The organism is Streptomyces sp. NRRL S-495 (genome assembly GCF_000966955.1).
Lineage (GTDB): Bacteria > Actinomycetota > Actinomycetes > Streptomycetales > Streptomycetaceae > Kitasatospora > Kitasatospora purpeofusca.
This window is the reverse complement of record NZ_JZWY01000086.1, coordinates 18,300-37,804: the sequence shown is the minus strand read 5'-3', so window position 1 is coordinate 37,804 and position 19,505 is coordinate 18,300. Positions and strand designations below refer to the sequence as shown.

General features: G+C 74.9%; 19 protein-coding genes. 13 read left to right on the top strand and 6 right to left on the bottom strand.

The features are described 5' to 3' along the window. Position 1: 1 nt before the first annotated feature. The gene (locus VR45_RS46715) at positions 2-571 is read right to left on the bottom strand and encodes a hypothetical protein (protein ID WP_052708876.1); all 570 of its coding nucleotides are present in this window, start codon (positions 569-571) and stop codon (positions 2-4) included. 178 nt (positions 572-749) lie between these two features. Between VR45_RS46715 and VR45_RS06320 the strand changes: the two genes are divergently transcribed. The 4 genes from VR45_RS06320 to VR45_RS06305 all read left to right on the top strand — a co-directional run bounded on the left by VR45_RS06320 (position 750) and on the right by VR45_RS06305 (position 6,550). Further along, entirely contained in the window at positions 750-1,475 is a 726-nt protein-coding gene (locus VR45_RS06320; protein WP_199925909.1) for a response regulator transcription factor, read from the top strand. Further along, on the top strand, positions 1,472-3,034 hold the full coding sequence (locus tag VR45_RS06315; protein WP_052708875.1) for a HAMP domain-containing sensor histidine kinase: 1,563 nt from the start codon (positions 1,472-1,474) through the stop codon (positions 3,032-3,034). The genes VR45_RS06320 and VR45_RS06315 overlap by 4 nt, the downstream gene beginning before the upstream one ends. A gap of 210 nt (positions 3,035-3,244) precedes the next feature. After that, a complete protein-coding gene (locus VR45_RS06310) occupies positions 3,245-4,918 on the top strand; it encodes a cellulose binding domain-containing protein (protein WP_045938678.1) in 1,674 nt (557 codons plus the stop codon). A 231-nt stretch (positions 4,919-5,149) separates the two neighbouring features. Further along, positions 5,150-6,550, top strand: coding sequence for a glycosyltransferase 87 family protein (locus VR45_RS06305; protein WP_052708874.1), 1,401 nt, complete (start codon positions 5,150-5,152; stop codon positions 6,548-6,550). Positions 6,551-6,639: 89 nt separating this feature from the next. Here VR45_RS06305 and VR45_RS06300 read toward each other — a convergent pair whose 3' ends face one another. Beyond that, complete coding sequence (locus VR45_RS06300) at positions 6,640-7,056, bottom strand: SsgA family sporulation/cell division regulator (protein ID WP_045938677.1); 417 nt, start codon at positions 7,054-7,056, stop codon at positions 6,640-6,642. A 466-nt stretch (positions 7,057-7,522) separates the two neighbouring features. Here VR45_RS06300 and VR45_RS42090 point away from each other — a divergent pair, with 466 nt between their 5' ends. Further along, the gene (locus VR45_RS42090) at positions 7,523-8,986 is read left to right on the top strand and encodes an RDD family protein (RefSeq protein WP_052708873.1); all 1,464 of its coding nucleotides are present in this window, start codon (positions 7,523-7,525) and stop codon (positions 8,984-8,986) included. Between the two features lie 82 nt (positions 8,987-9,068). Then, complete coding sequence (locus VR45_RS06290; protein WP_045938675.1) at positions 9,069-9,782, top strand: RDD family protein; 714 nt, start codon at positions 9,069-9,071, stop codon at positions 9,780-9,782. A 46-nt stretch (positions 9,783-9,828) separates the two neighbouring features. Here the strand turns inward: VR45_RS06290 and VR45_RS06285 are convergent, their stop codons facing one another. Then, complete coding sequence (locus VR45_RS06285) at positions 9,829-10,056, bottom strand: hypothetical protein (RefSeq protein ID WP_045938674.1); 228 nt, start codon at positions 10,054-10,056, stop codon at positions 9,829-9,831. Positions 10,057-10,285: 229 nt separating this feature from the next. Here VR45_RS06285 and VR45_RS06280 point away from each other — a divergent pair, with 229 nt between their 5' ends. From VR45_RS06280 to mycP, 4 genes are all read left to right on the top strand, one after another. Then, positions 10,286-11,044, top strand: a complete 759-nt coding sequence (locus VR45_RS06280; RefSeq protein WP_078896272.1) for an endonuclease V — start codon at positions 10,286-10,288, stop codon at positions 11,042-11,044. Between the two features lie 94 nt (positions 11,045-11,138). Beyond that, entirely contained in the window at positions 11,139-11,603 is a 465-nt protein-coding gene (locus VR45_RS06275; RefSeq protein WP_159394127.1) for a hypothetical protein, read from the top strand. Further along, a complete protein-coding gene (locus VR45_RS49960; protein WP_159394126.1) occupies positions 11,600-13,123 on the top strand; it encodes a hypothetical protein in 1,524 nt (507 codons plus the stop codon). Before VR45_RS06275 ends, VR45_RS49960 begins: the two co-directional genes overlap by 4 nt. A 76-nt stretch (positions 13,124-13,199) precedes the next feature. Further along, positions 13,200-14,447, top strand: coding sequence for a type VII secretion-associated serine protease mycosin (mycP, locus tag VR45_RS06265; protein ID WP_078896271.1), 1,248 nt, complete (start codon positions 13,200-13,202; stop codon positions 14,445-14,447). 4 nt (positions 14,448-14,451) lie between these two features. On the opposite strand, the gene VR45_RS06260 is transcribed toward mycP, so the two are convergent. Beyond that, entirely contained in the window at positions 14,452-15,111 is a 660-nt protein-coding gene (locus VR45_RS06260) for an NAD(P)H-binding protein (RefSeq protein WP_045938669.1), read from the bottom strand. 129 nt (positions 15,112-15,240) lie between these two features. Here VR45_RS06260 and VR45_RS06255 point away from each other — a divergent pair, with 129 nt between their 5' ends. After that, positions 15,241-15,624, top strand: coding sequence for a helix-turn-helix domain-containing protein (locus VR45_RS06255; protein ID WP_045938668.1), 384 nt, complete (start codon positions 15,241-15,243; stop codon positions 15,622-15,624). Positions 15,625-15,699: 75 nt separating this feature from the next. Next, complete coding sequence (locus VR45_RS06250; RefSeq protein ID WP_234325852.1) at positions 15,700-16,314, top strand: DinB family protein; 615 nt, start codon at positions 15,700-15,702, stop codon at positions 16,312-16,314. Positions 16,315-16,387: 73 nt separating this feature from the next. Here VR45_RS06250 and VR45_RS42085 read toward each other — a convergent pair whose 3' ends face one another. Both VR45_RS42085 and VR45_RS06240 read right to left on the bottom strand, forming a co-directional pair. Then, the gene (locus VR45_RS42085; protein ID WP_052708872.1) at positions 16,388-16,852 is read right to left on the bottom strand and encodes a sigma-70 family RNA polymerase sigma factor; all 465 of its coding nucleotides are present in this window, start codon (positions 16,850-16,852) and stop codon (positions 16,388-16,390) included. Between the two features lie 540 nt (positions 16,853-17,392). Next, positions 17,393-18,187: a hypothetical protein gene (locus VR45_RS06240; protein ID WP_045938667.1), complete on the bottom strand. Its 795-nt coding sequence runs from the start codon at positions 18,185-18,187 to the stop codon at positions 17,393-17,395. 256 nt (positions 18,188-18,443) lie between these two features. On the opposite strand from VR45_RS06240, the gene VR45_RS06235 reads away from it, so the two are divergent. Further along, positions 18,444-19,481 carry a hypothetical protein gene (locus VR45_RS06235; protein WP_052708871.1) on the top strand — a complete coding sequence of 346 codons (1,038 nt, stop codon included), beginning with the start codon at positions 18,444-18,446 and terminating at the stop codon, positions 19,479-19,481. Positions 19,482-19,505: the final 24 nt, after the last annotated feature.

The following is a 19,505-nucleotide window of genomic DNA, read 5'->3' as shown; positions in this document are numbered from 1 at the left end:
CTCAGCGGGTGACGGTGTCGACCACCGGCGGGTGCCCGTTCCAGTAGACGAACACCGAGTTGGCCTGGTTGTCCTTGGTGAAGTCCACCCGGATCCACTGCGGGCCGTCCCAGACCTGCATCTGCCAGCCCGGGTCCGGGGCGGCCGTGACCAGCGAGGCCCGGTCGGACCGGAGGTCCAGGGCGACCTTGCCGCCCGGGACGAGGTAACTGCGGACGGAGGACGTCGTGCTCGTGGCCGGCGCCGGGCGGTGCGACACGGCGGCGGCGGTCGAGGGGGCCGCGGGTGGCGCGGCGGCGGCCGGGGAACCGGACCTGGACGGGGCGGCCGACGCCGGGGCGGTGGACGGCGGCGCGGCCGGATCCGGCCGGCCGGCCGACTGCGTGGGTTCCGCCGACGGAGTCGGCGTGGGTCTCGCGCCACCGGCCGAGGCCGGTGAGGGCAGCGGCAGCGCGGTGGGCTGTTCGAACGCGGCCCCGGTCAGCACCGTGTGCACGCCGAACCAGGACAGCGCCACCGCCGCCCCGGTGGCCGCCGCCCAGGCGCCGAGCTGTACCAGTCCGTTCCGCATAGTGCGCACATCCTGCCCCATCACCGCTCCCAGCAGGTGGGCACCCCCGCACTTCCACAGGGGACTTGCACAAACCCGTGACGTTCCGGGCGAACCCTTCCCGAAGGTTCACGGAGCGCTGCCCGGGGCGACCCCGAGGTACAGACCATTCGGGGCCGATGCCGTACCGTGCAGCCCCATGGCAACAGTGCTCGTGGTCGAGGACGACCCCTTCGTGCGATCCGCCCTCATCCGCCACCTGTCCGACACCGGCCACGCGGTCCGCAGCGTGGGCACAGCCCTGGAGGCGCTGCGCGAGGTCGCCCAGGTCGGCTGCGACCTGGTGATCCTGGACCTCGGACTGCCGGATCTGGACGGCAGCGAGGCGCTCAAGATGATCCGCGGTCTGACCAACGTCCCGGTGATCATCTCCACCGCCCGCGACGACGAGGCCGAGATCGTCCGGCTGCTCAACGACGGCGCCGACGACTACCTGGTGAAACCGTTCTCCGGGGAGCACCTCAGCGCCCGGATGGCCGCCGTGCTGCGCCGGCTCGGCGGCGGGGCGGCGCCGGTCAGCCAGGTGCTCAGGGTCGGCGGGCTGGCGATCGACCTCCAGCGCCGGGAGGCCGCACTGGACGGGCGGTCACTGGACCTGACCCGGCGTGAGTTCGACCTGCTGGCCTTCCTCGCCGCCCGCCCGGGCGTGGTGGTGCCCCGCAAGGAGATCCTGGCCGAGGTGTGGCGGCAGACCTACGGCGGCGACCAGACGATCGACGTGCACCTGTCCTGGCTGCGCCGCAAGCTCGGGGAGACGGCGTCCAGCCCGCGCTATCTGCACACCGTGCGCGGGGTCGGGGTCCGGCTGGAGGCGTCCGGGCATCCCGCCGGGCCCGGGCCCGTCCCGGTGGAGCGCCGGACATGAGGCGGTTGCGGCACTCGCTGCGCTGGGCCCTGATCAAGGCCGCCGTGGCCGGTACCACGATGGTCGCGCTGGCCTTCCTCATCCCGCTCGGCCTGATGGTCCAGCAGACCGCCCGCGACCGGGCGTTCACGGCCGCGGAGCGGCAGGCGGCGGCGCTCGGCCCGGCCCTGGCCATCACCACCGACCAGGACGCCATAGCCCGGGCGGTGGCCTCGACGGACGCCGGTGCGCAGGGGCGGATGGCGGTGCACCTGCCGCCGGCCGAGGCGGACGGGGCCGGTGCGGGGGCGCTGCCGGGACCGGGCGGCGCCGCTGGCGGGGTGGCCTCGGCACCCGGCGGGACGGCCTCCGGCGGGACGGCCCCGGCGGGGAAGGTCTCGGACGGGACGGCGGCGGCCGCCGGCGCGGGGTCGGGGCCGGCCGCCGGCGCGACCATCGGTGAAGTCCGGGCGCTGGCCGCCGATGTGGCCAGCGCCGGGGGCCAGGGACGCTCGTTCACCGTCGAGGTCCCGGGCGGCTACGCGCTGCTCCAGCCGGTCGCGGTGGACACCGTCCGGACCGCCGTGGTCGAGGTGTTCGTGGCCGACGGGGACCTCACCCGGGGCGTCGCCACCGCCTGGCAGGTGCTCTCCGGAGTCGCGCTCGGCCTGGTCGCCGTCTCGGTGCTGGTCGCCGACCGGATGGGCGCCCGGATCGTCGGCTCGGCCCGCCGGCTCGCCGCCGCGGCCCGTTCGCTCGGCGCGGGCGACCTCGCGGTCCGGGTGCCGGTGGACGGCAAGCAGGCCGCCGGCAGCCCCGAGGAGCTGCGGGAGGCCGCCCACGCGTTCAACGCCATGGCCGACCGGGTGGTCCAGCTGCTGGCCGCCGAGCGGGAGTTGGCCGCCGACCTGTCGCACCGGCTGCGCACCCCGCTGACCGTGCTGCGGCTGAACGCGGCCTCGCTGGGCGAGGGCGACGCGGCCGACGCCACTCGGCACGCGGTGGCGCAGCTGGAGCGCGAGGTCGACCAGATCATCCGCTCGGCCCGGCGGGCACCCGAGGACGCGCCCGCCGTCACGGTCGGCTGCGACGCGGCCGAGGTGATCCGTGAGCGGGTCGGCTTCTGGTCGGCGCTCGCCGAGGACGAGGGCCGCCGCTGGCAGCTGGCCGGCGCGGACCGGGAGACACCGGTCCCGGTCCAGCGCGGGGACCTGGCCGCCGCCGTGGACGCGCTGCTCGGCAATGTCTTCCGGCACACGGGCGTCGGCACCGCCTTCTCGGTGGACGTGCTGGCCACCGGGAGTTCGGTGATCGTGCTGGTCGGCGACGCGGGCCCGGGCTTCACCGATCCGGAGGCGGCCCTGAAGCGGGGCGAGGGCCACGGCGGCGAGGGCTCGACCGGGCTCGGGCTGGACATCGTCCGCAAGTTCGCCGAGGCCACCGGCGGGGATCTCGCGCTCGGCCGGTCGGCGGTGCTGGGCGGGGCCGAGATCCGGCTGCGGCTGCGGTCCAGGCCGGACGGCATCCTCCCGCCCCGGACCGGTCGGCGCCGTGGCCGGGGATCGCTGTTCGCGCGCTGAGCAGGGGCGCCGTGGAGCGGTTGAAGAAAGGTTTCGGCGCCGGCCCGGGCCGGGGGCTGGACGCGGACCTCTTTCTTAAGCGCGCCGTAAGGGAGTTCTACCCCTGGCTCAGCAGACGGATTCCGGCCATTCCGTCCCGCTAGCGTCGTCCGGGTCGGCCGCGCCGGTCACCCCCCGACCGCGCATCTGCCAGCCCCGGAGGTACGCCCCATGACGACCCAGCAGCCCCCTCGCCGCCCCGGCGGCCGCCGTCGGCGCAGCCGCAGGGGCACGGTGCTCGGCGCCTCGGCGGTCGCCGCCGCCCTGGTCGCCGGCGGTGTCGTCGTCCTGGCCTCCTCGGCCAGTGCCGCCCCGCTCGGCGCCGTCTACACCCGCACCAGCGGCTGGGACTCCGGCTACACCGGCCAGTACCTGGTCACCAACCCGGCGGACCACGCGATCGAGGACTGGACGCTCACCTTCGACCTGCCCGCCGGCGCGAAGATCGACTCGCTCTGGAACGCCACCTTCACCGCCGAGGGCGGGCACATCACCGTGCGGCCCGAGTCGTGGAGCAAGCGGCTGGAGCCCGGGCGGAGCGTCGTGGTCGGCTACGTCGCCCAGGGCACCGGCCCGGCCCAGGCCGAGCCGGGCAACTGCCTGATCAACAAGACCTCCTGCAAGGCCGGGGACGGCACCGTGCCCACCCCGTCCGGCCGCCCGACCGGCAGCGCGTCGGCCTCGGCGTCCACCTCGCCGTCCGCCTCCGTCCCGGCGACCGCGACGGCCTCCGCCTCGGCCACCGCCACCGGGACCGGGACCGCCCGGCCCACCACCGGGGCGCCGAGCCCGACCGGCACCGCGACCGCCCGGCCGACCACTCCGACCCCGACGGCCAGCACTACCACCACCGTCGCGCCCACCACCCCGGTGCCCACGACCCCGGCGCCCACCGCCACCGCGACCGGCACCCCCGCCCCGGCGGGCGGCGGCCGCTTCGCGCCCTACGTCGACACCTCGCTCTACCCGCCGTACGACCTGGTCGCCACCGCCAAGGCCACCGGGGTCAAGGACTTCACCCTGGCCTTCGTCGTCTCCGGCGGCGGCTGCACCCCGAAGTGGGGCGGTGTGACCGAGCTCGCCGACGACGCGGTGGCGGCCCGGATCGGCGCCCTGCGGGCGATCGGCGGCGACGTCCGGGTCTCCTTCGGCGGCGCCAACGGCAGCGAGCTCGCCCTCGCCTGCTCCTCCGTCGCCGACCTGACCGCCGTCTACCAGCGGACCGTCGACGCCTTCGGCCTCACCCGGCTCGACTTCGACGTCGAGGGCGGCGCGATCGCCAACACCGCGGCCAACACCCGGCGCGCCCAGGCCGTCGCCCAGCTGCAGAAGAACGCCGCCGCCAAGGGCAAGGCCCTGGACGTCTCCTTCACCCTCCCCGCGCTCCCCTCCGGGCTGACCCAGGAGGGCGTCGACCTGGTCGCCGACGCCAAGAACAACGGTGTGACGATCGGGGCGGTCAACATCATGGCGATGGACTACGGCGACGGGGTCGCCCCCGACCCGCAGGGCCGGATGGGCAGCTACGCCATCGCCGCGGCCACCGCCACCCAGGCGCAGGTGAAGAGCGTGCTCGGCCTGGACGACGCGGCCGCCTGGCGCCGGGTCGCGGTCACCCCGATGATCGGCGTCAACGACGTGGCCAGTGAGGTCTTCACCGTCGCCGACGCCAAGCAGCTCGCCGAGTTCGCCAGGAGCAAGCACCTGGCCTGGCTGGCGATGTGGTCCGGCACCCGCGACAAGGCCTGCGAGGGCGGCGCCAAGGCGTACGCGGACGCGAGCTGCAGCTCGATCGTCCAGCAGCCGCTGGACTTCACCCGGGCCCTGGGCGCCTACACCGGCTGACCGGCCCGCCGGGCCCGTGACGGGCCACCGCCGACCGGCCCGCCGCGTCCGCCGACCTCGCGCGGCACCCTGCGGATCCGTCCGCCGGCCGTCCGTGCCCCGACCGCAACGGGGCACGGCCGGCCGGCTCCAATTCCCCAGTCATCACTCTCCGTGACGATGATCGACCCGACCCGTTCGTCGGGCATCCGGTATCGTCGCTGGTTGGCCGATCGGCGGACGGAGCGAGAAGTGACAGCGGTGCAAGACGAGCGCGGCGCGGTGGACACCCCACCCGACCTGACGCCCGCCCCCCTGTCGGACCGGCTGCGCTCGGCCCTCGGCGCGCCCGTCCGCGCCCTGCGCGAGGCCCCGCGCCGCCCGCTGCTGATCGTGTCCTTGCTCGCGCTGGTCTCCCTGCTCGGCTACGCGGTGGTGCGGCACTTCGCGCACACCTCGATGGTCGACATGATCGTCTACCGGGCCGAGGGCGCCGCCGTCGTCAACGGCGGGGACCTCTACGGTCTGCGCGTCACCCAGTGGAACCTGCCCGCCACCTACCCGCCGTTCGCCGCGATGCTGTTCGTGCCGACGACCTGGTTCCCGGTGCCGTTCCTGCGGGTCGCGATCACGCTCTGCAACCTCGGGCTGCTCGCGCTGTTCGCCCACCTGTCGTTCAAGCTGGTCGGCTGGCCGCGCCGGGACCTCCGCGCGATCGGCGTGATCCTGGTCACCGGCGCCGGCGTCTGGCTGGAACCCGTCTACACCACGCTGCGCTACGGCCAGATCAACCTCGCCCTGGCCTGCCTCATCCTCTGGGACCTCACCCGGCCCGACGGGAAGCGCAGCAAGGGCGTCGCGATCGGCATCGCCGCCGGCATCAAGCTCACCCCCGGCCTGTTCGCGGTCTACCTGCTGCTCACCGGCCGGATCCGGGCCGCGTTCGTGGCCGGCGCGACCTTCCTCGGCACCTTCCTGCTCGGCGCGCTCGTCCTGCCCGACGCCACCTGGGGCTTCTGGACCAAGTACCTCTACGACTCCTCGCGGGTCGGCAAGACCGAGGTCGTCGACAACCAGGCGCTCAGCGGCGCCGTCGCCCGGCTGCTGCACACCCCCGCACCGGGCCTCACCGGCACCCTGGTGGCCGTCGCCGTCGCGGTGGCCGGCCTCGGCGTCGCCACCTGGGCCGCCCGCAGCTCGCGCTGGCTGGCGCGCTCCGAGGCGTGGGGCGTCTGCTGCGCCGCCGTCACCGCCGTCCTGATCTCGCCGATCAGCTGGACCCACCACTGGGTCTGGTGCGTGCCCGTGCTGGTGCTGCTCGGCTGCGAGGCCGCGGTCGAACGGGCCCGCCCGGCCGCCGTCCGCAAGCTGCGCTGGCGGCTCGCCTTCGGGGCCACGCTGATCGCCTTCCTGTCGTTCGCGATGTGGCTCGCCAAGCCCAAGGGCGCGCTGGTGCTGGAGCTGTCGCCGCTGCACCAGATCCCGACCTCGGTCTACCCGCTCGTCGGGATCTGCTTCCTGCTGGCCGCCGCGCTACGCGTACGGGCCCGGCGCCTGGCGGCCGGGGCGGCACCGACCGCGCTGCCCGGTCAGCGCGACGGCGGTTCGTCGGAGTCCGCGCGCGAGCGTCAGCAGGCCCCCGCGGCCCGCTGACTCGGCCCGGGCGCCGGGGAGGGCCGGACGGGCGCCGGTGAGGCACCGCCGGTCCGGCCGATCCGTGCGGCGGGCCGGGACGCGACGCCTCACGCGAGCAGCTCGGCCAGCGAGCCGTCCATGTCCAGCGCGGCCATCTCGCTGCCCGGCGGCACCAGCCGGTGCGCCCGCTCCAGCCAGGCGGCCACCACCGGCAGCGGCGCCTCCAGCAGCGCGTCCCCGGCCGGGGAGCTCAGCGCCAGGCAGAGCACGCTGCGCCGTCCCGACCGGGTCGGCCAGATCCGCACATCGCCCTGGCCGCAGGGCCGGAAGGTGCCCTCCACCAGCAGCTCGCGGGCGAACACCCAGGTCACCGGCGAGCCGGTGTCCAGGTGGAAGGTGATGTGCACGGCGTACGGGTCGTGGCTGCCGTAGGACAGCCGGGCGGGGACGGGGACGCTGTGCTCGGGGGAGAGCACCAGGTTGAGCTCCAGCTCGTGCTCGACCACGCTCGTCGGGCGCTCCATGATCGGGTTCCTCTCTGCCTGCGGTTCGTGCCCGGTGTCGGGCCCTGTCACCTGGGAGAGCGCGGCCCGGGAGCGCTCTTACACGGGTTTCCGGAATTTCTTCGGCCCGGGATTCCCGGCGGACGTCCGGGCGGGCGGGTGCGGGGGCGGACGCTTAGGGCGGGACTCCGCGGCGGGTCCGTTGCCGGGGGTGCACGGAGTGGTGAATGGGGCAGGGCGGGCGCGTGGTCGGGCATGTGCGCCGTCTTCCTTACCGTGGGCGGCCCCGGGCTGTCCCCCGAATGGGCAACTTCGCACCGCGCCCCCGCCGAGGTACTACGCTTTGTGACTGCCCGGCGACTGTCCGCCTCCTCGGCGGCACCCCCTCGCGCGCGCCGACGGCGGAGCCATCCGGGTCGCCCGTGCCACCGTCGCGCACCCCGCTCGCCGGGCGAGCCGCATCGGCCCTGCCAGGAAAGAGACCCCCATGACGGACCGGCCCCACGCCGGCGGCAGCACGGAGACGGCCGTCGGCCCCGCGCCGGGCTACTACCCCGACCCGTCCGTTCCCGGTTTCGTCCGCTACTGGGGCGGCTCGGCCTGGGTGCCCGGCACCAGCAGGGCCGCCCCGGCCGAGGGCGAGGTGCTGGAGCCGCCCCGGTACGCGACCCGCCGCCCCGCCGCCGCGGGCGCCGGCGCCGGGGCCCGGTACGTGCCGCCGCCGGTGGCCGCCGAGCCGGTGCCGGTGTCCGTGTCGATGCCGGTGTCCGTGCCGGTGCCGGAACCGGCGTCCGGCGGGGACACCGGGCCGGTGTACCTGGACCGGACGGCGGGCGGGGCGTCGTTCACCTTCGCGGCCCCGGGCAACGGCCCGGTGTTCCGCCGCGGCGGGGAGCCGGTGGTGGTCGACGGGACCGCGGGACCGGTGCCCGACCCCGTACCGGAGGCGCCGGCCCAGCCGGCACCGGAGCCGGCCGGCTGGCAGGTGGACCCCCGGGCGCAGCGAGGCCTGATGGAGACGGGGACCGCGCCGCGGTGGGTGTCCTGGGGTGTCCTCCCCGGCGGGGAGGAGCCGTCCGGCGCGGTGGCTGCCGAGGTGCCCGCCGTGGTCGAGATGTCCGTACCGGCCTCCGAACCGGCTTCCGTGCCGCCCTCGGGGCCGGCGTCGCCCGTCACCTCCGGCCCGGACGAGCGGCGTTCCGTCCCGGCGGCGAGGGTCGCGGCCCCGGTGCCGTCCGCCGTCGTGGAGTCCCCGGTGCGGCCGGAGCCGGATGAGGAGGGGGCGGTGGATGTGGTGGAGGCCGTCGAGCCGCCCCCGGCCGCCGCCGTTCCCGCCCGCCGTCCGGTCCCCGCCGCTCCCGCCGCTCCCGCCGTCACCGCCGCTGCCACGGCGCCCGCCCGGGCGTCGTCCGCCTCCCCCCGCCGCCGCACCGGGGCGGCACCGGCGCCCCGCCCCGCCGGCCTCGGCCGCCGGCTCGTCGCCCGGCTGGTCGACACCGCCGTCCTGGCCGTGGTCGCCGTCGCCGCCGGAGTCCCGCTCGGCCGCTCCGTCGAGGCCCACCTCCAGCGCAAGCTCGACCAGGCCCGGATGGCCAGCAGTCTCACCCGCCGTCAGGTGGACGTCTGGCTGGTGGACGGCACGGTGCTCGGCAAGGTCGCCGTTCTGCTCGGCATCCTGCTCTTCGTCGGCCTGCTCTACGAGGCCCTGCCGACCGCCCGCACCGGCCAGACCTTCGGCAAGCGGCTCGCCCGGATCCGGGTGGTCGCCACGGCCCGGGCGGGCTCGGCCGCCGTCCCGGACCGTCCCGGGCTCGGCCGTTCCCTGGTCCGCTGGCTGGTCGGGCAGGTGTCGGCGCTGCTGGTGGTCGGCCTGCTCTGGCCGCTGTTCGACCGCCCGGCCCGGCGCGGCTGGCACGACCGGGCGGCCCGCACCCGGGTCGTCCGGCTCTGAGTCCTGCCCTGGCGGCTGCCTCGGCTGACAAAACGGACTGAATATCCCGAATCCACAGAATGCGTGATGTTCTACTCGGGGAATGAGTACCTACGACCCCTCAGGCCCCGAGCCGGAGGGGGGCGGCAAGCCCTCCTTCGGCAAGCAGCCCCCGCAGCAGGGCGGCGGCACGCCGGAAGGTGCGCCGTCGGACCCGTACGGCACCCCGCCACCCCCCGGTGGCCCCGGAGCCGGCGGCCCCGGCGCGTACGGCGGCACCTACGGCGGAGCCCCCGGCGGCCAGGGCCCCTACGGCCAGTCGCCCTACGACCAGCCGCCGCCCGGGCAGGGCCCCGCCGGATACGGCACGCCCGGCGGCGGCCCCGTCCCCGGGATGCCCCCGCTCGGCACCTGGCCCAACCGGATCGTCGCCCGGCTGATCGACTACGTGCTGGTCCAGGCCGTCGCCGTGATCCTGATCCTGCCCTTCGCCAGCCTCACCGACCGCTCCGGTTCGGCCGGCTCGTTCTGGCTCGCCTGCGGGCTCTACCTCGTCTACGACGGAGTGATGCTCGGCCGGGACGGCCAGACCCTCGGCAAGAAGGCCATGAAGGTCCGGGTCGCCATGCTGGTCGACGGCAACACCCCGACCCAGTCGGCCGCCTGGACCAGGGCGGCGGTCTTCATCCTGCCCGCCGTGCTCTGCTGCGCCGTCCTCTGGTGGCTGATCGACGGCCTGTTCGGCGTGTTCGACAAGCCGTACCGGCAGTGCATCCACGACAAGGCCGCGCGGACCGTGGTGGTCTCCACGACCTGAACCGGCCCGACCGGCCCGAGGTGCCTGAGCCGGCCCGAGTGGCCTGTTACTCGTGCCCGCCGACCGGCGTGCGGTGCTCCGCGCGCCGGTCGGCCGCGTGCGGGGTCGGCGCCGCGAGCACCGTCACCAGGGTGCCCAGCGCGAGCGCGAAGAGCACCACCACGGCGACCCCCAGGACGCCCGAGACACCAGTGGCGGCCAGCAGGGCGACCGTGGCGGCGACCACGGTGAAGACACCGAGCGCGAACTGCGCGGTGGTCGGGCGGTGCGACATGGCGGAGTCCTTCGCGCGTCGGGGGGAACGAGCGGGCCGTTGCCGGGGCGGACGCCGGCCGCCCCGGTGAGCGTTCCGGCGGTCGTCCGCGGCATTCCGTCCAGGCTAGCCCGGCGCGCCCGGGGCACGGGGGGCGCACGGGCTCACGGAACCGCCCCCGAGCCCGTCCGCCCCGCTCGGTACCGTGGGCCCGACCGCACCACCGCACCACGCACCAGGGGGAACCGCCGTGCCCATCCCCGCCGACTGGCCCACCACCGAGGCCGAGGCGCTCGCCGAACAGGAACGCCTGCGCCCGCTCGTCCGGCCGACCGGGGCGCTCGCCGCCGCCCCGGCCTCCTCCGTTCCGGCCTCCTCCGTTCCGGTCGGCGACGACCGGCTGATCGCCGGCGTCGACGTCGCCTACGACGACGAACGGGACCTCGTCGTCGCGGCCGCCGTGGTGCTCGACCGCGCCACCCTCGCCGTCGTCGACGAAGCCACCGCCACCGGACGCATCGCCTTCCCCTACATCCCCGGCCTGCTCGCCTTCCGCGAGATCCCCGCCGTCCTCGACGCCCTCGACGCCCTCACTCACCGCCCCGGCACCGTCGTCTGCGACGGCTACGGCCTCGCCCACCCGCGCCGCCTCGGCCTCGCCAGCCACCTCGGCGTCCTCACCGGCCTGCGCACCCTCGGCGTCGCCAAGACCCCGTTCACCTTCGACCACCAGCCCCCCGGCCCCGACCGCGGCGACCGGACCCCGCTCACCGACCCGGCCACCGGAGAGGAGGTCGGCAGCGCCGTCCGCACCCGGGCCGGCGTCAAACCCGTCTTCGTCTCCGTCGGACACCGCATCGGCCTCACCGAAGCCGTCGGGACCACCCTCGCCCTCACCCCCCACTACCGCCTCCCCGAAACCACCCGGCACGCCGACTCGCTCTGCCGCCGCGCCCTCGCCGCCCTCACCGCCACCGGCGCCACCGGCGCGACCTCGGACGTGAACTGACGGCACGCCAGGGGCCCGGATCGTGTGTTAGACATGACCGGATCACCAGAACCGTGAACGACACACCGGCCGGACGCACGGGGGAGGCGCCGCAGTGGCAACGGGGAGCGGAACGGGAAACGGAACGGGATCGACCGGCGGAGCCGGACGCGGCTACCGCGTCGAGGTCGAACAACTGCGCGCCTTCGCCGCCCAAGTGCGGCTGCTCCTCGCCGAGTTCCAGCACCACGCGGACGGCACCGCCACCCACGGCCGCAGCGGCATCGGCCCCAAGGCCCTCGGCACCTTCGCCGAGGCCACCGACCTGCACGGCCGCTACCAGACCATGCGCGACGGCCTGCGCGACGTCCTCGACCAGCTCCAGGAAGCCGTCGACGAGGCCCAGAAGAAGGCCGAACTCACCGCGACCAACTACGAGGAACAGGAACACCGCACCAGGACCAAGCTGAAACTCGGCGACGACGGCTGGTCCGTCGCCAACCCCTCCGCCACCAGCACCGCCGCCTACGCCCGGACCACCGCCCCGGCCCGGCACGACGACGGGAAGGGCGTCCGATGAAGTACACCGACTTCCGGCAGTTCAGCCACGCCGAACTCCGCGCCATGGTCCAGGCCCTCAACCCCGGCGAGGTGATGGCCGCCGCCGACCCCTGGCGCCGCGCCGCCGACACCCTCAAGGCCATCCGCACGACCCTTACCCGCGCCAGCACCGAGGCCGCCACCACCTGGGAAGGCAGCACCAGCGACGCCTTCCACACCCGCATGCTCCACCTCGCCACCACCATCAACACCGCCGCCTCCTACGCCAACGACGCGGCCATCACCCTCAAGGCGGTCTCCGAGGCCATCGCCGAGGCCAAACGCAACATGCCCGAGGAACCCAGCGGCTGGGCCCAGTTCAAGGACGGCGTCGGCGACACCTTCTCCTCCCTCTTCGGCGCCGACGACGAGGACGCCCGCACCGACATCGCCAACCAGAAGAAGGCCGAAGCCGCCACCGTCCTCCAAACCCTCGCCATGCACTACCGCACCGCAGCCCCCATGCTGAAGCCACCCCCACCCCCGGGGCGGCTGCCGAAGCCGGGAGAGAAGGCCGATTACACGGATCTGCCTGAGGACGGCGACGCCGGAGCGAGTGGATACGCGGCTGTGGGTGGCTTTCTCGGCGGCGTCGGGGCAAGCAGTCCCGGGCCGGGTACGGCGCCCGCCTCCCGTTCGCGGGGTACGGGAGTAGTGGATCCTCAGACGGGCAGTACTGGAAGCTCGGCCTCCCGGCCGGTGAGTCCGTCGTTCTCGAAGCCACCGCCTGCTCCCTCCGACCCCGGTGTCAAAGGTGGGGTTGCCATTCCGCCACCCAAGTCCGCGCCGGTGAGCTTCGGTTCCGGAACGGTAGTGGACGGCACCGAGCCCGGTTTCTCTCAGGCGCCCGGTAGGAGGCCGGACCCGAGCAGTACGTCCCTGCTCGGTACGCCGGGGAGCGGTGGCAATCAAGTTCTGCCGAACAGCCCTGTGGCCCAGCCGGTTGCGTCGCAGGGAACTGGCGGCACATCTCCTCATCCGAGCGGGACGGTGCAGCCCTTCACTCCCGTCGGAAGCCAAGGGACCGGCTCGGGGGCTCGGCGCGACACATCAGGACCTGAGGCTGTGCGGGCCGGCAAGGAAGGGGTATCAGGCCGCAACGCCGCTGGTCGCAGTGGTGCAGCCTTCGGTGCGGCGGGCGTGCCTGGCATGAGTGGAGGCGGGACCGCCGGCGCTGGTTCTGCCCGGGGGAGAGGCACTGCCGGAGGTGCAGCCGGGCGCGCCGGAGGCACGGTCGTCGGTGTCGGTGACCGGCCCGGTAAGGGTGGCGGAGGCAAGCAAGCCTTCACCGAAGGCGGCTCGGGGTTGGGAGCGCGCGGGCGGATCCAGCCGGAGACCGGTGGCAGGAGTCCTTCGACGCAGGCGCCTTTGATGCCCCTCGGCAGCTCCGGCAGAGGAAGGAAGGACGAGGAGAACAAGCGGCGACGTCCCGACTACCTGGTCGAGGACGAGGAGACCTGGGCGTCCGACGAGCCCGCAAATCCGAACGTGGTGGAATGACGGTCGGCCTTCGGGCCCGGGCCAATCGATCGGTTGCCCTGCGGGTCGTTCGGACCTGGGGCAGCCTCTGCGCTGAGTGGGGTGGCAGGGCTTGAGTGGCTGGCGTCTGAGTCGCGGGGCAGCCGTGTTGGCGGGGGTGCTGCTGGCAGCGGTCGGTGCTGGGGCGTCCCGCGCCGACAGCGTGAGGGACTCTCAGTGGCCGCTTGCCACGTACCGGGCCGAGTCCGCTGTCTGGCCGGTCTCGCAGGGGGACGGTGTCACGGTCGCGGTCATCGACAGCGGTGTGCTGAAGGACCATCGAGACCTCACGGGACAGGTACTGGCAGGTAAGGACTTCACCGGGGCGAACACCGACGGCACGGTGGACGCTGACGGCCACGGAACCGGTATGGCCAGCCTCATCGCTGGCCATGGTCACGGGGATGGGGCCGGCATCATGGGTCTGGCTCCCAAGGCCAAGATCCTTCCGGTTCGGATCCCGATGGAGGGGGAGTCGCTCTCGCCGCGGTCGGAGCTCGCCATGGCGATCCGCTATGCAGCCGACCACGGTGCGAGCGTCATCAGTATGTCCATCGGTGGAGTTTCCGGGACCGATCCCGAGGCGCGTGCGGCCGTCAAGTACGCGGTAGACAAGGACGTAGTCCTGGTGGCAAGCACAGGCAACGAGACGAGTTCCGTCCTCTACCCGGCGGCCTTCCCCGGGGTCGTCGCGGTCGGAGCCGTCGACCGGAACGGCCAACTCTGGAGCAAGTCCAACGTCGGCCCCGAGACCACCCTGGTGGCGCCCGGCGCGGACATTCCCCAGGCCGGCGCCAAGTCGACGAGTGCGCAGGGCATCGGTAACGGGACTTCCGACGCCACCGCCTACGTCTCCGCCACCGCCGCCCTGATCCGGGCGAAGTACCCGTCGCTCTCCGCCGGGCAGGTCATCAATCGGATGATCAAGTCCGCCTCGGCGCCCGGCGACGGGTCGGCGGTGCCCAGCAACCGGTACGGGTACGGGGTGTTGGCGCCGGGGAAGGCGTTGGAGGTGAATCCGGCGGTGGACGGGGGGTCGCGGGAGAATCCGCTGGTGGGGCGGGTGGAGTCGCAGGGGAGTGTGCCGCCGCCCTCGGAGGAGGCGTGGGAGTCGCCGGAGGCCGTGGCGCCGGTGGCGGACGGGGGGAACCGCGGGGTGCGGTGGGTGCTGGTGGGGGCGGCGGGGGTCGCCGGTGCGGTGCTGGTGGGCGGTGTGGTGGCGGTGCTGGTGGTGCGGGGGCGGCGTCGGCGGGACCGGGCGGCCGCGGCGGCGTACCAGGGGTATCCGCCGCCGCGGCAGGGGTGAGGGGCTATTCGGCGACGGCGATCTGCTCGCGGTGGCGGGCGGCCGGGCCGGTGAGCTGGTCGGTGACGGCGGTGGCGAGGTCGGCCTGGGCGATCCGGTCGCCGAGGACCTGGGGGCCGCCCACGCGGTAGTGGCCGGTGCCGGGGGCGGTGCGGTCGAGGTCGAGGGGCGGGGTGACGACGACCCAGTCGAGGGTGGCGGGGGAGTCGCGGAGCAGGTCGAGGGCGGCGGCGTGGCCGAGGGAGAAGGCGCGGTGGGCCTCGGGGAAGGCGGGGTCGTCGTGGACGGCGACCCCGGGGGCGGTTTCCAGGGTGGTGGCGATGCCGACGTGGACGAGGCGGTGGACGCCCGCGGTGGCTAGGCCGGTGATCAGGGCGCGGGTGGCGGCGGGGTAGAAGTCGCCGGCGGGGACGTCGGGCGTGTAGACGGTGCTGACGGCGGCGGCGTGGCCCCGGGCGGTGGCGGTGACGGCGGCGGGGTCGGTGACGTCGCAGGGGGCCAGGGTGATCCCGGGGCCGGCCAGGTCGGGGTGCCGTTCGGGGGCGCGGACGGCGGCGGTGACGGTCAGTCCGCGGCGTCGGGCCTCGGCGACGACGGCGCGGCCGACCTGGCCGCCGGCGCCGAAGACGACGAGGTCGGTGGTGGTGGCGGGGGTGCGGTTCATGGCGGTCTCCGTCGGTGGGTCAGGGGCGGTGGCCAGGGGGGCCGTCCGCCGTCGCGGTGACGGTAGACCGGGGGGTGCCGGTTACTTCAACGGTACCGGCGGGGACCTCTGTTCGGTTACGGTCGGGGGATGACTCGGACCGTGCCCGCGCCGCTGCCACCGGACCTCTTCGACCCGGACTGCCCCGTGCCGACGGTTCCGGTGCTGGGCGGGAAGAAGTGGGCCTGGCGGATCCTGCGCTGTCTGGAGGGCGGCCCGCGCCGCTTCTCGGAGCTGCGGGTGCCGCTGGTGGGGATCACGGCGAAGGTGCTGACCGAGTCGCTGCGGTCGATGGAGCAGGACGGCGTGCTGGAGCGGACGGAGTTCCCGGAGAACCCGCCGCGGGTCGAGTACGCGCTGACGCCGCTCGGGCGGACGCTGCTGGGGCCGATGGACGCGGTGTGCGAGTGGAGCCGGGCGAATCTGGCGGAGCTGCTCGCCGCGCGGCAGGCCTTCGAGCTCGCGGAGCGGTAGGGCTGGCAGGATTTCGGTGGCCGCTGGCGCTGACGCCGCTGGTGGGGGCGGTCGGGGCGCGGCCATCCTGGGCGCATGACCGATTCCGAGCACACCTCGCCCGAGCCCGCCGTCACCGCGGACGCGGCAGCCGCCGTCACCGCGGACGCCGCCGCCGACGCGATCGTCCCCGACACCAAGGACTGGACCTGGGTGCTGGAGCAGCCCTGCGCCGACTGCGGGCTGGACGCCGGCGCCGTGGTGCGGGAGGACGTGGCCGGGATGGTCCGGGCGAACGCGGCCGGCTGGACGGCGGTGCTGGGCGGCGACCCGGAGGCGCTGCGCCGTCGTCCGCGTCCGGAGATCTGGTCGGACCTCGAATACGCGTGTCACGTCCGCGATGTCTTCCGGCTGTTCCGCGTCCGGCTGGACCTGATGCTGGACCAGGACGACCCGCTGTTCGCCAACTGGGACCAGGACGCGACGGCGGTCGCCGAGCGCTACGGCGAGCAGCGGCCGACCGTGGTGGCGGTGGAGCTGGCGGAGGCTGCGGAGGCGTTGGCGGCGGCGTTCGAGGGGGTGGCGGGCGCGCGGTGGGCGCGGACCGGCAACCGCTCCGACGGGGCGCGCTTCACGGTGGAGTCGTTCGCCCGCTACCTGATCCACGACCCGGTCCACCACCTGTACGACGTGACGGGCGAGCAGGTCTGAGCACGGGGCCCGTGGGCGGGCCCGAGCGGTCCGGGTCTGGCCGGGTCGGTCCGGGGCGGGCCCGGGCGGCGGCTCACCAGCCGGAGGCCTCACGCAGCATGGTGCGGCGAAGCCGGCCGGCCACGCTGGCGGTGTCGGTGCCGATGACGTCGGCGATCTCGGGCGCAGCGAGACCGACGACGTAGTGCAGGATCGCGAGATCGTCGTCGGCGGCGTGGCCGGGACGGTCCTGGGCGGCGGGGCGGGCGGCGGGCAAGCCACTCTGCCGGGTGTGCTCGTCGACGGTGGCGCGCAGGATCTGCCAGGCGTGCGCGGTGGGATTCGAGCTCCCCAGTAATTCGCGCCACTCGACGGCGATTTCGGCGAAGGCCTGTTGGACGGCGCCGGTCGCCCGGTCCGGGTCGGGCAGCCAGACCCGGGCGTAGCTGAGGTACCGCGGCCGGTGCAGTTCGCAGAAGGCCGCGAACTCCAGCGGTACGGCGGGTGGTTCGCCGGGCCCCGGGGGTGGCTCGGCGGTGCTGTCGTGGCGTTGGGTCATCTCGGCTTCTCGGCAAGTGAGATGGGCATCTGACGGTCGATCATCTGTGCTCACTCTACGGTAGGCGCTCGGTGCGCTGGGTTACCAATCGGATGGAATGCCCGGAAGGAGTCGCCGTGCGGCCGGTTCCGGCGGTGGCCGGGTGGGGTCCGGCGTGCGGTGCGGCGGTGGCGGAGGGGCGTGGAGTGCTGCGCAGTGGTGTCAGAGGCTGGGGTGCGGTGCTTCGTGGCCGGTCAGCGGGGTGGCACGGCGGTGGTGGCGGATCGGTCGGTGCGCCACCGCGGGGGGTGTGATGTGCCACCGTAAGCGGTTCGGCGGTTCCCGTCCACGCCTGCGGCGCGAAGCCGCGCCCGCACCACCGGGCGCACCACCGCTCGCGCGCTGGGTGGGCCGGGCCGGGCTGCGGCGATGACGCGGGCAGCGGCCTGGCGGAGCGGTTCCGGATGGGGTGGGGCGGTGGGCCGGCCCCGTCGCACGCATCCCGCGTGCCCGGCCCTTCGTCGGCGGATCGCCGTGTACGAGCAGAGAGTTGACGAACTGTCAGGTTGTATTGCGGGTCTTCGTCGGAGCGGTCAGGTCGTCCGGTGCGGTGCCCCGGGCGAGTTGGGCGGGGAAGGTGTCGGTGGCCCGGCGGCGGGCGCGCCGCGCGGCCGCCGCAGCCGCGGCCCCTGCGGTGCGGGCCACTTCCTCGGCCACGGCCAGCCGTTCCCGTTCGTGCTCCCGGCCCCGGAGGTCCTCGGGGCGGAGGTCGGCCGTGCCGTGGTCCGCGGTCCCGCGTCCCGCCGGGTCGCCGTCCGGGGCACCGCGGCCCGCGGCCGTACGGTCCGGCGTTGTACGGTCCGCGGCCGCACCGTCCCGGGCGGCGGGCCCCGGGGCGGGATGCTCCGCGGCTTCGCGGCCAGGGTCCTCCCGGAGCTCGCGCAGCTCGTGCGCGGTGCCCTCGGCGGCCTCGTGCGCGGCCCTGGTGGCCGTTCGCAGGCGGGCCGCCCCGGAAGCCCCTCGGACCCGTCCGGGGGCGGTGCGCGCCGCTTGTTCCTCGGCCGCCTGTCTAGCCGCCAGGTAGGCCTGGACGGCTGCCATCCCGTAGACGGGCTGGATCAGTTGGTGGCCCTTGAAGAAGGGGCGGGCGGGCGCGAATCCGGCGGCGACCACGAGGTCGCGGATCTCGGCTATCTCCGCTTCGCTGCGCGCGGTGAAGCGGACCTCCCAACCCTTCTTGTAAGTATGGCCCTGTGCGCCGCTGCGGCGGGCCGGGTCCGGCCGGCGGACGTATCCGGGCAGGCGTCCGAGGCGGAGCTGGGCCGCGCGGAGGCCGGCGGTCTCGTCACGTGACATGTACTAAGGGTAGGCAATCCGGCGGGCTGGAGTGACGCCCGGAGGTGACTTTGCCGTATGTGCTTGGTCACGCACGGTCAGACGGCCAGGTGGTCGATCGAGAGTGATCGAGTATGACAAGACGATGATCACCCATTCCTCCGAATGGGTGAGGGTATGAGGACTTTAGTGCGGGCTGGTCCCGGTTTCGCGACGGTTGGGTAACAGTGCGTCAGGCGGCCGGGAAAGGCCCCGGAGCGTTGGGGATGGTGTCGGCATGAGCTACCGGATTCCCACGCCGCCGCCCTCCCTGGAGGAGCTGGCGCGCCGTCAGCAGAACGTCCTCACCGCCGGTCAGCTGCGCGCCAGGGGCGTGCCGTCCCGGGTCGTCAGCGAGCACTGCCGCCGCGGCGGGCCCTGGCAGCGGCTGCTCCCCCGGGTCTATCTGATGCAGTCCGGCGAGCCCTCGCCGGAGCAGCGGATGTGGGCCGCGCTGCTGTACGCGGCGCAGAACGGCCGGGAGGAGGGGAGCCGGGAGGGGGCGGTGATCACCGGCGCGGCCGCGCTCGCGCTGTACGGCTTCGCCGCGGTGCCCCGGCTGCCGGCGGTCACCGGGGTGGACGTGCTGGTGCCGCGCCAGCGCCGGCTGAAGGACGCCGGGGAGGTGCGGATCCGGCGCACCGAGCGGGAGTTGGTGGCACGCTCGGTGCACGGCCTGGCCTGTGCGCCGGTCGCCAGGGCGGTGGCCGACGCGCTGCGCGAGTGGACCTCCGCCGAGTGGGCGGCCGGCGCCGGCGCCGGGGTGTTCGCGCCCGCGCCGGTCCGGGAGGTGCTCTCCGAGGCCGTCCGCCGGCCCGAGCTGCACTGTCCGGTGGGGGAGTTGGCCGCCGAGCTGGCCGAGTCCGGGCTGACCGCCGACCCCCGGGTGCGGGCCGTGCTGGACGGCCTGCTGGCCGCCGACCGGGACCGGGTGCTGGACCGCGTCGGCGAGCTGGTGGACGAGTGGCTGCTGCCGGTGCCGCTGACCTCCCCGGAGCTGCGGATGCGCGGCGGCACCTACGTCGCCGTGCCGGACCTCTACTGGCCGCAGGCGGGTGTCGCGGTCGAGGTCGACTCGGAGCTGCGCTGCGTCAGCGAGGGCGAGGCGGCCTGGGTGCGCGGCGGGCAGCACCGGATGGAGTACCTCGGGGTCCGGGTGGTGTACGTCTCCGGCGCGCGGCTGGCCGGGGACGCGGACGCGGTCGGCGCCGAACTGCGGGAGGCCTTCCGGCTGGGCGGCACCGACGTGGTGGAACTGCTGGTCACCGAGCGGTGAGCGCCCGGGAGCCCGGCGCGGCCG